The following is a 13,398-nucleotide window of genomic DNA, read 5'->3' on the forward strand; positions in this document are numbered from 1 at the left end:
CTGCCGCCGTCCGGCACGACCTTCGCACGCCGACCAGAGGAGCACGATGCGATTCACCACCTTCGAACAAGGATTCCGCGCCGAGTTGGCGAACCGGGAGTTCGCCCGTATCGGGATGGCGGCGATGGCGATACGGACTGAGAAGCACGAGACGGCGCCGTTCTGGCGCGCCTACGATCGCCTCGAGCGGTTCAACGCCCCGCGCTACCGAGCGGCCGCCGAACGCCTCGGGATATCGGACAGCACGGGTGCCGGTGCCCGGCTGCGAGGCCGACTGGTCGGGTGGATGCCGAACAGTCTCCGTCGCGAATCGATCAGGTTCGCGTTTCCTCGCACTGTCGAGTACGTGGAGGACCTCCGCCGTCTCGCCGTGATCGGACCAACGAGCGAGTCCGACTTCTTCGACTACATGCTCAGGCAGGAAGAGCTTCAGGTGAACATGATGGAGGCGATGCTCCGGGGCCGCAATGTCGCCGCAGAGTCACTGGTCGACCGGTTCATCGGCGACGAAGGTCGCTGAACGTTTTCTGACGCGGTCGGCTCTGCGCATCCGCGGCAGAGGCATCCCGCTGCAGGCATCCGCGTCGCGCTCACCGCGCGCCTGACCCGGTCAGCGTGCGGCGAAGATCTCGCGGGCGCGGGCGACGATGTCGTCCAGCCGGGACTGCAGGTACGGTCCGGGGCATTCGGTCCCCGACCAGGTCTCCCTGTGGCTGATGACGTGCTCCCTGTCGATCGTGAACGACACCGGCACGCCGTCCAGCGTCCTGCCATCGTAGGTCGCGAGCCACGCGATCATCTGGGCGAGCTCCTCCAGCTGCACCGCCGTCACGGTGTAGTCCGGCGCTCCCGTGGCGTCCAGGGTCTCCACGGCCAGCGACCGCCAGTTCCAGTCGGCGCCGGTCGATGACGGCTTCGCGCCGGGGCGGATGAGCTCGAAGACGGACCCGTCGTTCCGCAGATAGAAGGTGGGCGCGGAGGAGCGCCTGTTGCAGCGCGAGAGGAAGTCCAGCTGCTCCTCGGTCGTGCCCGTGTGGTGGATGACGAAGCGGTCGATGATCGGCGTCACCGCGTGGTGGTCGCTCCCTGCGGTGTCACGCGTCGACCGGATTGTGGGGTTCCGGCAGTCCACGAACCCGAGGGGCGCCTCGAGGCCCTTGATCGCGCGATCGTAGACGGGTTCGTACTCGGGCAGCCCCCTCGGATTGTCCGGGTCCACGGCAGGCGCCCCGCCGTCTGTGCCCGGGGGAATCGTGGCGAGCAGGATTCCCGCTGCCGTGACGGCGACGCCCGAGCCCGCAGCGATCAGGAAGCGTCGACGGGTGTGCGCCGACGGGCTTCCGTCAGGATCGTGTGCGGGGGAGTGCTCCATCTGCCCATCTAACACGCTCGGTGGAATGTGTCAGATCGAGCCCCGTCGTCACCCGGCCTCTTCGACCGGCCACCAGCGGCTGCCGATCACCTTCGGGTCGGTGCCGACGCGGGAGATCGCACGCTCGATGACGTCCACGCTCTCCGGGTCGTCGATGCTGACCTCCGCGCGCACGTGCACCTCCGTGTTCTTGCCGTGGCGCACTCGCACCGAACGCAGGGTGAGCTCCGGGTGCGTCGCGGCCTGGAGCAGCAGGGCGCGGACCCGCTGCTCGCTCTTCTCGCCCGTCGTGACCTCGAGCACGAAGTCCTGCGGGGCGCCGGCGTCGGTGCCGTCCTCCGTCGACTCGTCCTCGGCGTTGAGTCGCAGCCTCCGGTTGAGCGCGGTGCTCAGCGGGCGCAGCAGGATGTTGGTCGCCGAGACGAGGATCGCCCCTCCGGCGGCGAGCAGCGGCATCCCGGCTCCGGCGAGGGAGCCGACGGCGGCCGCGCACCACAGCGTCGCCGCCGTCGTGAGTCCGCGGATATTGAGTCCCTCGCGCAGGATCACACCGGCGCCGAGGAACCCGATGCCGGAGACCACCTGAGCGGCCACGCGTGTCGGATCAGCGGTCTCGCCGGGGAGCGCCTGCGAACCGAGGATCACGAACAGCGCGGCGCCGAGCGACACGAGAGCGTTCGTACGCATGCCGGCGGTGCGCATGCGCCATTGCCGCTCGAGGCCGATGAGGGCGCCCAGCCCCGCCGCCAGAGCGGCGGTGAGGAGCAGGGCGCCCGTGTCGAGGAGGGTCATACCCCTCAGCCGGCGAGACGAGCGCGCAGGGCCTCGAGGTCGTCGTCCGACAGCCCTCCGCCGCGAAGGTACTCGGCCGACCCGCCGCGCTCGTCGATCCACGCGAACGCGGCCTCGATCGCCTGCGGGGGCGTCGCGGTGACGAGATCGGTGAGGGCGGGGACCATCGGCATACCCCAGCTCCTGGCGCGCTCCAGCATCCGATCCGCCCAGTCGCCCGCGAGGTTCGTCTCGCTCTGCACGTAGTCGGCGACCACGGCGGCGCGGTCCGCACCGGCCGCGTCGAGCAGCAGTGCCGTCGCGACGCCGGTGCGGTCCTTGCCCGCGGTGCAGTGCACGAGCACGGCGCCGCGGCTCTCGTCGGAGGGCCGTGCGACGAGCCGCGCGACCTCGGCGAACGACGCCGCAGCCGATCCGAGCATGCCCACGTAGAGATCCGCCAGCGAGGGGATGCGCGAGAGCATCGCCCGCGCGGCCTCGCCGTCGAGATCGCCGAGGTCTCCGAGATCGCCGGGTGACGGCATCCCGGTCATCGACCCCTCGAGCAGAGGGAGGCCGACCTCGACGAACGAGCGCTCCGTGCCGAGCCGGTTGGGGGCCTCCACACGTTCGAAGTCGCTGCGGAAGTCGACGATCGTGCCGATCGGGCTGTCGCTCAGTGTGCGGATGCCGTCGTCGGTGATGCCGGCGAGAGCGTCGGAGCGATAGAGCACGCCCGCGCGGGTGACGCCTCCCGCGGAGAGCGGCGTGCCTCCGGTGTCTCGGGAGTTGTAGGTTCCGGCGATGATGGCGCTCACGCGACCTCCTCTTTCTGCGCGGCGCTGGCCGCGGCGGTGGACCGCCCTGCGTCGTACACGTCGCGCCGCAGCACTCGGCGCAGACCCGGCAGGGTCAGCAGCGAGGCGAGCACGGCGGCGGCCGCGACGAGGTACAGGGCGGTGTAGTTCTTCTCTCCTCCGACGACGGGGTCGCTCCCGCCGATCAGCACGACGAGGGGAGCGATGGCCGGGGCAATCGACTGCGGCAGGGTCTTGGCGACGTTGAAGATGCCGAGGTACTTGCCCTCCTCGCCGACGGGCAGCGTGCGCATCGCGAGGGCGAGGTCGACCGCGTAGTAGGCGCCGAGCGCGAACCCGGCCAGCAGCGTGCTCACCCAGAACACCGAGAGGTCCTGCGTGAACGCCTTGAGCAGCAGCGACAGCGCCATGAGCAGCGCCGACCCGATGATGAACGGCGCGTAGTTGCCCCGGCGGGAGGCGAGGTAGCCGCACGCGAACGCGGCGACGAAGTTCAGCGCCGCCCCGGCGAGCGCCGCCGTGGAGGTGAGGGATGCCGCGGCGACCTGATCCATGTCGAGTCGGATCATCAGGTAGAAGAGTCCGAAGGTCGACACCACGGTGAACCCGAACTGCATGGTCGCCCGCTGCACCCACACCAGCGTGAACATCGGCGCCTTGGCCGGATTGAACAGGAAGGCGCGGAACACCTGCGCGATCGAGCCGCGCTCTCCGTCGACCCGCTCGATCGGCGGGTCGGGGATGACGAGGCACACGATCGCGACGATGATCACGGCGACGATCGGCATCGCGAGGACGACGATCGTGAGGTTCGACGCGAAGAACGCCGCGACCAGCATGGCGGGCACCATCCCGAGGAAGCCGATCGCGCCGAAGATGCCGGACGCCTTGGCGCGCTGCTCCTCGGGGACCTGATCGGCGAGCAGCGCGGAGAGCGAGGCCAGCGTCGCGTTGTACGCCGCCTGCGACAGCACCCAGGCGACGACGAGGACGGGGATGCTGGGGGCGACGGCCATGAGCGCGGCCGCGAGGACACCGCCGAGCACGCCGCCGATGAGCCAGGGGCGGCGTCGGCCGAAGCGACTGCGCGTGCGGTCGGAGAGGTGGCCGAAGATCGGATTGGCGACGAGGGCGGCGAGAGCGCCGAGCGCCGTGACGAGACCGAGCGCTCCTTCCTTCTGCGACTCCGGCACGAGCTGGAGCACCTTCAGGGAGAGCGAGACGACGAGCGGGGTGACGAGAGCGCCGAGTGCGGCGAGCTCGATGAGCGCGAACAGGTAGATGCGCGACATCGGCACGCGCGTCTGCGGGGTGGGGGGAGTGGTGTGCATGGGTCCTTCCTCGGTCCGTGTGGTCCCTCATTGGACCAGCCGTTCCCTTCCCAGGGGTAAAAACTTAGTGACCACTAAGTTAATTCAGCCGACGATAACGCGCGGATTCCTCCCCGCGCAAGAGGTCGTCGAAAATTCACTTAGTCGTCACTAGGTTTTATGGTCTACTGGAGCGGATGCCACTGCCCGCAGCCGCCGAGCCGACGAAGGACGCCGACATGACCGACACCACGATCTCCGCCGCAGAGACGCGCCTCGACGCGCTGCTCTCCGCCATGACCATCGAGGAGAAGGTCGGCAGTCTGCTCGTCGCGCGCATCGTGACCGGCGCCGGCGGCACGCTCTGGGAGGGCGCCGAGGACGAGTCGCCGTTCGGGTTCGCCCCCACCACCGCGCTGCTGCGCGAGCGCCATGTCTCGCACGTGACGCTGATGAACCCCGCCCCCGTCGCCGAGCTGGCGAGGTGGGGCGAGGCGATCCGAGGCGTCGCGGCGTCGACCAGGCTCGGCATCCCCGTCTCCGTCGCCTCGGACCCCGTGCACGGCCGCAGCCGCAATCACGACGTCGCGATGAGCGGCGGCGGCTTCACGTCGTTCCCCGAGCCCATCGCCCTCGCCGCGACCCACGACCCCGCGCTCGTGCGCGAGGCGGCGCGGATGATCGGCGCGGAGCTCAGGGCGGCCGGCATACACATCGCACTGCACCCGATGGCCGATCTGGCCACCGAGCCGCGCTGGGCCCGCGTCTCCGGCACCTTCGGCGAAGACCCCGGCCTCGCCTCCCTCCTCGTGAGCGAGTACGTCACCGGCCTCAGCGAGTCGGGCGTCGCCGCGACCGTGAAGCACTTCCCCGGCGGCGGACCCCAGCGCGGCGGTGAGGACGCCCACTTCGAGCGCGGCGCCCACACCGTCTATCCCGGCGGACGCTTCGACGACCATCTGCGCCCCTTCGCCGCAGCGATCGACGCCGGCGTCGTGCGGGTCATGCCCGGCTACGCCGCGCCGCTCGGGCTGGAGTACGACGAGGTCGGCTTCGCGTTCGAGCGTCGCCTCATCACGGATCTTCTGCGCGACAGGCTCGGCTTCGACGGGGTGGTCGTCACCGACTTCAACATCGTGAACGGCATGTGTCTGCCCCGCCTCGGCGTCGAGCTGCCCGTGCGGGCGTGGGGGATGCTGGACGCCGACCCCGTGCAGCGCGTCGTGCGGCTGCTCGACGCCGGGGTCGACCAGTTCGGGGGCGAGGACGATCCCGCGCCCGTGCTGGAGGCGCTCGACCGCGGCCTCGTGTCCGAGGAGCGCATCGACGAGTCGGTGCGGCGCGTGCTGCGCGAGAAGGAGCGGCTGGGGCTGTTCGACGATGCGGCCGCACGCGCGGCTGCCCCCGCCGAGGTCCGCGAACGCATCGCGATCCCCGCGCACCTCGCGATCGGCGAGCGCGTGCAGCGGGCGTCCGTCGTGGCGCTGCAGGGCGAGCCCGTCGCGCTGACCCCCACCACCCGCGTGTACGTCGAGGAGATGGACACCGACGCCCTCGCCGGACGCGCGCTCGTCGTCGACGACCCGGCATCCGCCGATCTCGCGATCGTCCGCCTCGCGGCCCCATACGAGCAGCGCGAGGGGATGCTGGAGCAGGGGTTCCACAGCGGCAGCCTGGAGTTCTCCGACGAGGAGGTCGCGCGGATCTCCGACATCGCAGCGCAGACTCCGACCGTGATCGACGTGTTCCTCGACCGGCCCGCCGTGCTGACTCCGCTCGCCGAGCTCGGGGTGACTCTTCTCGGCACGTTCGGCGTCGACGACGGCATCCTGCTCGACGCCGTCTCCGGCCGTGCCGCGACCACCGGGCGTCTGCCGTTCGACCTGCCCCGGTCGATGGCGGCGGTGGAGGCCTCGCGGGAGGACGTGCGCTTCGACACGGCCGATCCGCTGTGGCGCTTCGGGCAGGGTCTCCGCTGGCCGAACATCTCGTAGGGTTCTAGGGTGAGCAGCTCCGAGTCCTCCACCGACGTCGACAAGCGCGTGGCCCGCGGTGACGCCCGACGCACGCGGATCCTGGCGGCAGCCACCACGGAGTTCGGGCGCAAGGGGTACGAGAGCACCCGCATCGCCGACATCGCACGCGCCGCCGGGGTGACGGATGCCGGAGTGCTGCACCACTTCGCCACGAAGCACGACCTGTTCATGGCCGTGGTCGAGCGCCGCGAGGAGGTCTACCAGACCATCACGCTGCCGACGGATTCGGTGCGCTCGCTGTTCGACCAGTTCATCGAGGCCGTGCGTCGGGCCGCCGAGGAGCCGGAGCTGCTGCGCTTCCGCGTCATGCTCACCGGTGCCTCGCGCATCGCGGGGCACCCCGTCGAGGGCAGAGCGCAGCGCACCCTCGAAGCCGCACTCGACTCCCTCATCCCGCTCATCGAGGAGCGCATCGCCGCGGGGGAGATCGCCAGGGGCACGGATCCGCAGCAGCTGATCCTCGAGCTGCTGGCGCTCAACGAGGGCATCCGCGATCAGTGGTCGACACTGCCGGAGCGCATCGACTACGTCGCCGTGTTCACCGCGGCCGCGAACGGACTGTACGAGCGGGTGCGCGCCTAGGACGCCGCCGTCTACGCCCCGACGGTCGAGACCCGCTCGCGGCGACGCAGGATGATCGCGCGACGAGCACGGTGCAGCACCGGCATCGCGCCGTAGATCACGATGGGCACGGCGATGCTGACGAGGACGAGTGTCCTGACGATCATCGGGAGCGGTGCGAGGAGATCGCCGAGGATCAGATTGAGGATCGTGAGCGTGGGGAACACGGCGATCCAGATCATGAGGGCGAGCTGATGCTTCGAGGGTGGCGCGACGGCCGGTGCGCCGGGTGCGGGCGGGGTGTCGGATCGTGCGGTCATGGGAGTGCTCCTTCGGGGTCTTTCGGTCGGTGGTGCGGGTGGCTCAGTCGGCGGGCGCCGACGGTGAGGCGGTGCGTGCTCGGGAGAGCGCGGCCTGCAGGTCGTCGGCGACGAGGTCGGCGTTGATCGCGATCGCCGTCGCAGAGCCCTGCCCTGCCGCGGTGATGACCTGGGCACGGGGGTCCGCGGCGTTGCCGGCGACGTAGACGCCGGGGATGGTCGTGGCGCCGCCGGTGCGCTGAACGATCCACCCGGCCTCGTCGACACCGCATCCGAGGTCTCTCAGCAGCGCGTCGTTCGCGACGAAGACGGGGCGGACGAACAGGGCTCGTCGGGGGATCCGCTGCCCGTCGTCGAGTTCGATCGCCGTGAGCACGTCGTCGTCGATGACGAGCCCGCGGACCTCTCCCGGCTGGATCCGGACGCCTCGCGCGTCGAGCAGTTCGCGCTGTTCGTCGCCCAGAGCGGTGTCGCCGACGAAGAGGATCACATCGTCCGACCACTGGCGGATGAGGATGGCGTGGGCGATCGCGTCCGCGTCGCCGCCGAGGACCCCGAGGGGCTGATCGCGCATTTCGTAGCCGTGGCAGTATGGGCAGTGGAGCACGTCTCTGCCCCACCGTTCGGAGAGGCCGGGGAGGAGGGGGATCCGGTCGCGAAGGCCCGTGGTCACGAGCACTCGGCGCCCCCGCACGGACGTGCCGTCGGAGAGGTCGGCGACGAACCCCGGCGTGAGGGCCACGATCGTGTCGTGGATGATCGCACCGCCGTACGCGATGACCTCGGCGCGTCCGGCGGCGAGGAAGTCGGCGGGCGGCATCCCCTCGCGGGAGAGGAACCCGTGCATGTGCGACGCGGGAGCGTTGCGGGGGTGACCCGCGTCGATCACCGCGACCCGGCGGCGGGCTCGCAGCAGGACGAGGGCTGCGCTGAGCCCTGCGGCGCCTCCGCCGATGATCAGTGCGTCGTAGTCGTTCATGAGGCAAGGATCGATCGACGGCACCGGTTTCGGCAAAGTTCGTTGCCGTTTCTGGGATGGATGGGTCACACTGACGGGATGGAACCGTCTGCGATGATCGACTCGGCGCTGGACGCCGTCGGTCCGCGTCTGAAGTGGCTGCGCGGTCAGCGCGGCATGACCCTGGCGGCGCTGTCGTCGGCCACGGGAATCTCGACGAGCACCCTGTCACGTCTCGAGACGGGGCAGCGTCGGCCGAGCCTCGAACTGCTGCTCCCTCTTGCCCAGGCGTATCGGGTGCCGCTGGATGAGCTGGTGGGAGCGCCGGAGGTGGGCGATCCGCGGGTGCGGCTGAAGCCGAGGCGGGTGAACGGGCGAGTGGTCATCCCCCTCACTCCGCAGCCCGGATCGGTGCAGGCCTGGAAGATCCTGATTCCCGGCAGCCAGATCAGGCCGGAGCCGCGGGCGCACGAGGGGTACGAGTGGCTGTACGTGCTGAGTGGGCGGATGCGGCTCATCCTCGGCGCTCACGATCTGACGCTGGAAGCGGGAGAGGTCGCCGAGTTCGACACGCACGTGCCGCACTGGTTCGGAAGCGCAGACGGCGCTCCCGCGGAGGTGCTGAGTCTGTTCGGTCGTCAGGGAGAGCGCGCCCACGTCCGCGCAGGCGGGGGCCAGCGGTCGGAGTGAGGGACGCGCCGGGCCTGGCACGTGGCGCCGGAACGGCGCCTTCTGCGTCAGGGCGCGACTCGTGCCGGCATCAAGGGCGTCAGCACCCCAGCTCGGCCCGCCGCCTCCTCAGATAGGCGACCTCTGCCGAGTTCTGCGCGAGAGAGATCGCCGCGTCGTACGCCACCCGGGCCTCTTCGTCGCGGCCCAGCTGCGCGAGCAGAAGGGCGCGGGCCGCGGGGAACGGGGGATATCCGCCGAGGTCGGCGGTGAGACCGTCCATCAGAGCCAGACCAGAGATCGCGCCCTCGGACTCCCCGACAGCGATGGCTCTGCTGAGCCGCACGACCGGAGAGGGGTCGATCAGCACCAGCTGATCGTAGAGCGCCACCACCTGCGACCAGTCGGTCGCCGCCCCGTCGGTGTGCACCGCGTTGATCGCGGCCAGCAGCTGAAAGCGACCGGGCGCGACGCCGGAGGCCAGCCGTTCGCGCACGAGCGCGTGCCCCTCGGAGATGAGCGCGGCATCCCACAGCATCCTGTCCTGCTCGAACAGCGGGATCAGCTCACCCGCGACGGAGACGCGCGCCGCGCGCCGAGCGTCGATCAGCAGCATCAGCGCCAGCAGCCCCGCGACCTCGCCGTTCGCCGGAAGCAGCTCGCGCAGCAGACGGGTGAGGCGGATCGCCTCGGCGGTGAGTTCCCGACGCAGCGGAGGAGAGGCGGAGCCCGATGCGAGGTACCCCTCGTTGAAGACGAGGAACAGCACGGCCAGCACACCCGACGTCCGCACGGGAAGATCCTCCGCCGTCGGCATGCGGTACGGGATGCCGCTCGCCGCGATCTTCGCCTTCGCCCGGGTGATGCGCGCGCCCATCGTCGTGTCCTGCACGAGGAACGCGCTCGCGATCTCCGGCACGCTCAGACCGCCGACCATGCGCAGCGTGAGCGCCACGCGCGACTCCATCGCCAGCGCCGGATGGCAGCAGATGAAGAGGAGCCGCAGCCGATCATCGTCGATCACGCCGAGCGGCGTCGCCTCGCCGTCGTACACGAGCATCGCCTCCCTGTGCCTCGCATCCCGCGTGCTCTCACGCCGGATGCGGTCGATCGCCTTGCGGACCGCTGTCGTCGTCAGCCACGCCCCCGGCGCGGGAGGGACCCCGTCGTCTGGCCAGCGCTCGGCCGCCGTCGCGAACGCCTCGGCCGCCGCGTCCTCGGCCGTGTCGAGGTCGCCGAAGCGCTTGGCGAGCGTCGCGACGACCCGCGCCCACTCTTCGCGGTGGGCGCGGGACAGGGCGTCGCGGACCTCGGTCACACGGGCGGCGGAAGGATCGGACGGATCTCGAGCCGGCGATTGCACGCCTTCGATCCCTCGGCCATCAGCTTGAGCGCGACGTCGAGGTCAGGGGCCTGGATGATCCAGAGCCCCGCGGCCCATTCCTTCGCCTCGGCGAACGGGCCGTCGGTGAAGATCGGCTCGTCGCCGCGCCCGTCGACGACCGTCGACGCCGTGGGATCGGCCAGTCCGGCGGCGAAGACCCAGTGTCCGCCGGCGACCAGCTTCTCGTTGAACGCGTCGATCGCCACGGCCTCCTCTTCGGTGCCGGACTCGCTGCGATGGTCGATGACGTTGACCAGGTAGTGCATGCGGTCGTTCCTCTCACTGCGCGTAGACGGGGCGGCCGCCCACTCGATAGGTCGATGCGATGATCCCGGTGCCGAACACCGTCGAGTCGACCAGCTCCAGGGCGAAGTCGCGACCGCTCTGCGGGAACAGCTTCTCTCCTTCGCCGACGATCACGGGAAACTGCACGAGGTTGATCTCGTCGACCAGCTCGTTCTCGAGGAGCCAGCGTGCGAGCGCTGCGCTGCCGACGATGAGGAGTTCGCCTCCCGGCTGCGATTTCAGGTCGCGGATCGCCCCGGCGACATCTCCCGAGATCACGGTGGTTCCCGACCAGGCGGGCGCGGTCAGCGTGTTCGAGACGACGTACTTCGGCGCCGAGCTGATCGCCTCGCCGAACCCGCCGTCGTCGCTGCGTGCTCCCCAGAACGTCTCGAACAGGCTGAACGTCTTCCGGCCCAGCAGAAACGCGTCGGGGCGGCGCCAGGTGTCGAGGATGTACTGCGCCGCATCCGCGTCGCCGAAGGGGATCGCCCAGCCTCCGCGGGTGAAGCCGGGGTCCATCTCCTCGTTGTTGCCGCCGTTCGCTTGAGCGACTCCGTCGAGAGTGACCTGCAGGCTGATGGTGAGCTTCATGATGAGTTCCTTTCTCTCACCAGTACCACGAACACGGAAGGGCGGATTCGACATCCTCGGGCTGAAATATCGGTCTAACTGGGATGCTAGCTAGGCGTTCGCTGAAAAGATCTGCGCATAACCCCTAGGGTGGGGGGTTGTGGGTCTCCTGGTTCAGGGGATATTAGCAACGGGTAACCGGGGGAGAACGGGATGCCGATGAAGTGGGGATTCGGGCGCGCCCGGAAAACACAGCTCAAGGGTTCGAAGTCCATTGCGGCGGCGGTGGTGGCGGTCGTCGTGACCGCTCTCGCTGCGGTCAACGTGGTCGTGGTCGACCAGGGAACGGCGGTGGCCGCAGGCGGTCTGTCGTGCGGTGACGTCTACACCCAGCAGGGGGTGAGCCCGCGGAACATCTGGCAGATCGAACGCACCGGCGGAGCGCAGACCTCCGTCGGATCGTTCTCGATCGCCGGCGCGACCGGCAACCTCAACGGCACCGGCATCTACGACGCCGACCGTGACGGCTACGGCGAGATCATCGTCGGGGTCCTCCCGGCCAACGCCGGCACAGCTCGCTCGATCTACCAGTACTCCAGCATCACCGGCCAGACCACTCTGCTCGGCGCGGGAGAGGCGAATGCCGCCGTCACGCACGGCGCGATCAACCAGGCGAACGGCCACTACTACTACGGCGGCCTCACCGGCAACGTCCTGAACGTCTACGGCTTCAACACGACCACCAACCAGTCGATGGGCCTCGTCGCCACCGGCACGATCCCCAACGGCGGCGGCAACGGCGACTGGGCCTTCGACAGCCAGGGCAACCTCTACGTCGTCGCCGGCGGCAGCGGCGCGGGCACGGTGAACGTCGTGAGCGTCATCGACCAGAAGATCCCGGCCACCGCCGGCACCCCCGTGGCGATCACGGCCACCGAGCTCGTCCGCATCGACGCGGGCGGCACGGCGCTCAACGGCATCGCCTTTGCGGGCGACGGCTACCTGTACGTGGCGGGCGGCAACCGCATGTACAAGGTCAACCCCACCAGCGGCGCGGTCATCAGCAACGTGCCCTTCACCACCGCCGGCTCGGTCGACATGGCCTCCTGCGCTTCTCCGAACACGGTCTCCATCGTCAAGGACTTCCCGGCGGGGCGTCACACCGCCTCCGACCAGGTCACCATGACGATCTCGGGCGCGGGCATCACCAAGGGCAACACGGCGACCACCGCCGGCACGGCCTCCGGCGTCCAGCCGCAGGAAGCCGGGCCCGTCCTCGTGCTCTCCGGTCAGCAGATCACCGTGACCGAGACCGGCACGGGAACCGGCAGGCCCAAGTACGACTCGAGCTGGACCTGCGTCGACCGCAACTCCGGCAACGTCCTGGCCTCAGGAACGGGCAGCACGGGCTCGTTCATCGTTCCGGACGGCGGTCCGAAGGGCGTCGCCGCGGTGTGCACGTTCACGAACGGCGCCCGGCTGCCGCACGTCTCGCTGCAGAAGACGGCGAGCACCTCGACCCTCGTCGCCGGCGAGACGGTGACCTACTCGTTCAAGGTCACCAACGACGGCAACGTGCCGCTGCACGACATCTCCGTGTCGGAGACCGCGTTCACCGGCGCCGGAGCGATGTCGGCGATCAGCTGCCCGACGCTGCCCCAGCCGCTGGCGACCGGAGCCTCGACCACCTGCACCGCGTCGTACGTGGTGCGCCAGGCCGACGTCAACGCGGGAGCCGTGGACAACACCGCGACCGCGCGAGCCGTCTCTCCCGACGACATCGCCGTGACCTCGACCCCCTCCAGCGTCCGCCTCACCGCGACGCAGACCCCGGGCATCACGATCAAGAAGTCCTCCGACACCGCCGTGCTCGTCGTCGGCGAGACCGTGAAGTTCAGCTTCGTCGTGACCAACACCGGAAACGTGACGCTGAACAACGTCGGCGTCAACGAGACCGCCTTCACCGGCGCCGGCACGATGTCGGCGGTGAGCTGTCCCGCTGATCGGACTCTCGCCCCCGGTGCGCAGCTCGTCTGCACGGCCACGTACGTGGTGCAGCAGGCGGATGTCGATGCCGGCTCCATGGACAACACCGCGACCGCGACGGGCACCCCGCCCTCTGGCATCCCGGTGACGTCCGACCCGTCGACGACGCGCACGCCGTCGGTCCCCGACCCGTCCGTGTCGATCGTCAAGACGGCCGACCGCGCCACCCTGGTCGCAGGTCAGACCGTGACGTACTCCTTCCGGGTGACGAACACGGGCAACGTGACGCTGACGAACGCGTCGGTCGTGGAGGGGACGTTCTCCGGAGCGGGCTCGCTCTCGGCCGTCGACTGCC

General features: G+C 69.9%; 13 protein-coding genes and 1 pseudogene. 5 read left to right on the top strand and 9 right to left on the bottom strand.

What is annotated here, in order from left to right; genetic code table 11:
• The first annotated feature begins 46 nt into the window (after window positions 1-46).
• Window positions 47-520, top strand: coding sequence for a hypothetical protein (locus CQ047_RS16330; RefSeq protein WP_105676916.1), 474 nt, complete (start codon window positions 47-49; stop codon window positions 518-520).
• Between the two features lie 90 nt (window positions 521-610).
• Here the strand turns inward: CQ047_RS16330 and CQ047_RS16335 are convergent, their stop codons facing one another.
• From CQ047_RS16335 to CQ047_RS16350, 4 genes are read right to left on the bottom strand one after another with little or no spacing between them, the layout of a single operon-like run.
• Entirely contained in the window at window positions 611-1,372 is a 762-nt protein-coding gene (locus CQ047_RS16335) for a peptidoglycan recognition family protein (protein ID WP_105676918.1), read from the bottom strand.
• Between the two features lie 48 nt (window positions 1,373-1,420).
• The gene (locus tag CQ047_RS16340; RefSeq protein WP_105676919.1) at window positions 1,421-2,164 is read right to left on the bottom strand and encodes an MgtC/SapB family protein; all 744 of its coding nucleotides are present in this window, start codon (window positions 2,162-2,164) and stop codon (window positions 1,421-1,423) included.
• A gap of 5 nt (window positions 2,165-2,169) precedes the next feature.
• On the bottom strand, window positions 2,170-2,961 hold the full coding sequence (locus tag CQ047_RS16345; RefSeq protein ID WP_105676921.1) for a tyrosine-protein phosphatase: 792 nt from the start codon (window positions 2,959-2,961) through the stop codon (window positions 2,170-2,172).
• A complete protein-coding gene (locus CQ047_RS16350; protein WP_105676922.1) occupies window positions 2,958-4,292 on the bottom strand; it encodes an MFS transporter in 1,335 nt (444 codons plus the stop codon). Before CQ047_RS16350 ends, CQ047_RS16345 begins: the two co-directional genes overlap by 4 nt.
• 176 nt (window positions 4,293-4,468) lie before the next feature.
• Here CQ047_RS16350 and CQ047_RS16355 point away from each other — a divergent pair, with 176 nt between their 5' ends.
• Window positions 4,469-6,265 (top strand): glycoside hydrolase family 3 protein, encoded by a 1,797-nt coding sequence (locus tag CQ047_RS16355; RefSeq protein ID WP_105676924.1) that lies wholly within the window; start codon window positions 4,469-4,471, stop codon window positions 6,263-6,265.
• Between the two features lie 9 nt (window positions 6,266-6,274).
• Window positions 6,275-6,889: a TetR/AcrR family transcriptional regulator gene (locus CQ047_RS16360; RefSeq protein ID WP_105676925.1), complete on the top strand. Its 615-nt coding sequence runs from the start codon at window positions 6,275-6,277 to the stop codon at window positions 6,887-6,889.
• Window positions 6,890-6,900: 11 nt separating this feature from the next.
• On the opposite strand, the gene CQ047_RS16365 is transcribed toward CQ047_RS16360, so the two are convergent.
• Both CQ047_RS16365 and CQ047_RS16370 read right to left on the bottom strand, forming a co-directional pair.
• Entirely contained in the window at window positions 6,901-7,188 is a 288-nt protein-coding gene (locus tag CQ047_RS16365; protein WP_105676926.1) for a hypothetical protein, read from the bottom strand.
• A gap of 43 nt (window positions 7,189-7,231) precedes the next feature.
• Window positions 7,232-8,167: an NAD(P)/FAD-dependent oxidoreductase gene (locus CQ047_RS16370; protein ID WP_105676928.1), complete on the bottom strand. Its 936-nt coding sequence runs from the start codon at window positions 8,165-8,167 to the stop codon at window positions 7,232-7,234.
• A gap of 78 nt (window positions 8,168-8,245) precedes the next feature.
• Here CQ047_RS16370 and CQ047_RS16375 point away from each other — a divergent pair, with 78 nt between their 5' ends.
• Window positions 8,246-8,836: a helix-turn-helix domain-containing protein gene (locus tag CQ047_RS16375; protein ID WP_105676930.1), complete on the top strand. Its 591-nt coding sequence runs from the start codon at window positions 8,246-8,248 to the stop codon at window positions 8,834-8,836.
• 79 nt (window positions 8,837-8,915) lie between these two features.
• On the opposite strand, the gene CQ047_RS16380 is transcribed toward CQ047_RS16375, so the two are convergent.
• Genes CQ047_RS16380 through CQ047_RS16390 form a run of 3 tightly spaced genes read right to left on the bottom strand, consistent with a single transcriptional unit; the run spans window position 8,916 to window position 11,078 of the window.
• Complete coding sequence (locus CQ047_RS16380) at window positions 8,916-10,133, bottom strand: RNA polymerase sigma factor (protein ID WP_105676931.1); 1,218 nt, start codon at window positions 10,131-10,133, stop codon at window positions 8,916-8,918.
• The gene (locus CQ047_RS16385) at window positions 10,130-10,465 is read right to left on the bottom strand and encodes a YciI family protein (protein WP_105676933.1); all 336 of its coding nucleotides are present in this window, start codon (window positions 10,463-10,465) and stop codon (window positions 10,130-10,132) included. The genes CQ047_RS16380 and CQ047_RS16385 overlap by 4 nt, the downstream gene beginning before the upstream one ends.
• Window positions 10,466-10,478: 13 nt before the next feature.
• On the bottom strand, window positions 10,479-11,078 hold the full coding sequence (locus tag CQ047_RS16390; RefSeq protein WP_105676934.1) for a dihydrofolate reductase family protein: 600 nt from the start codon (window positions 11,076-11,078) through the stop codon (window positions 10,479-10,481).
• A 192-nt stretch (window positions 11,079-11,270) separates the two neighbouring features.
• On the opposite strand from CQ047_RS16390, the pseudogene CQ047_RS16395 reads away from it, so the two are divergent.
• Window positions 11,271-13,398: pseudogene (locus CQ047_RS16395) on the top strand (DUF11 domain-containing protein); the annotation flags it as partial.

The organism is Microbacterium sp. MYb72, assembly GCF_002979415.1.
Taxonomy (GTDB): Bacteria; Actinomycetota; Actinomycetes; order Actinomycetales; family Microbacteriaceae; genus Microbacterium; species Microbacterium natoriense.

Bases quoted from the DNA above. Each gene is read 5' to 3' on its own strand.
- CQ047_RS16330 (WP_105676916.1), top strand. From the start codon at position 47: ATGCGATTCACCACCTTCGAACAAGGATTCCGCGCCGAGTTGGCGAAC.
- CQ047_RS16355 (WP_105676924.1), top strand. From the start codon at position 4,469: ATGCCACTGCCCGCAGCCGCCGAGCCGACGAAGGACGCCGACATGACC.
- CQ047_RS16350 (WP_105676922.1), bottom strand. From the start codon at position 4,292: ATGCACACCACTCCCCCCACCCCGCAGACGCGCGTGCCGATGTCGCGC.
- CQ047_RS16375 (WP_105676930.1), top strand. From the start codon at position 8,246: ATGGAACCGTCTGCGATGATCGACTCGGCGCTGGACGCCGTCGGTCCG.
- CQ047_RS16335 (WP_105676918.1), bottom strand. From the start codon at position 1,372: ATGGAGCACTCCCCCGCACACGATCCTGACGGAAGCCCGTCGGCGCAC.
- CQ047_RS16385 (WP_105676933.1), bottom strand. From the start codon at position 10,465: ATGCACTACCTGGTCAACGTCATCGACCATCGCAGCGAGTCCGGCACC.
- CQ047_RS16390 (WP_105676934.1), bottom strand. From the start codon at position 11,078: ATGAAGCTCACCATCAGCCTGCAGGTCACTCTCGACGGAGTCGCTCAA.
- CQ047_RS16340 (WP_105676919.1), bottom strand. From the start codon at position 2,164: ATGACCCTCCTCGACACGGGCGCCCTGCTCCTCACCGCCGCTCTGGCG.
- CQ047_RS16370 (WP_105676928.1), bottom strand. From the start codon at position 8,167: ATGAACGACTACGACGCACTGATCATCGGCGGAGGCGCCGCAGGGCTC.
- CQ047_RS16365 (WP_105676926.1), bottom strand. From the start codon at position 7,188: ATGACCGCACGATCCGACACCCCGCCCGCACCCGGCGCACCGGCCGTC.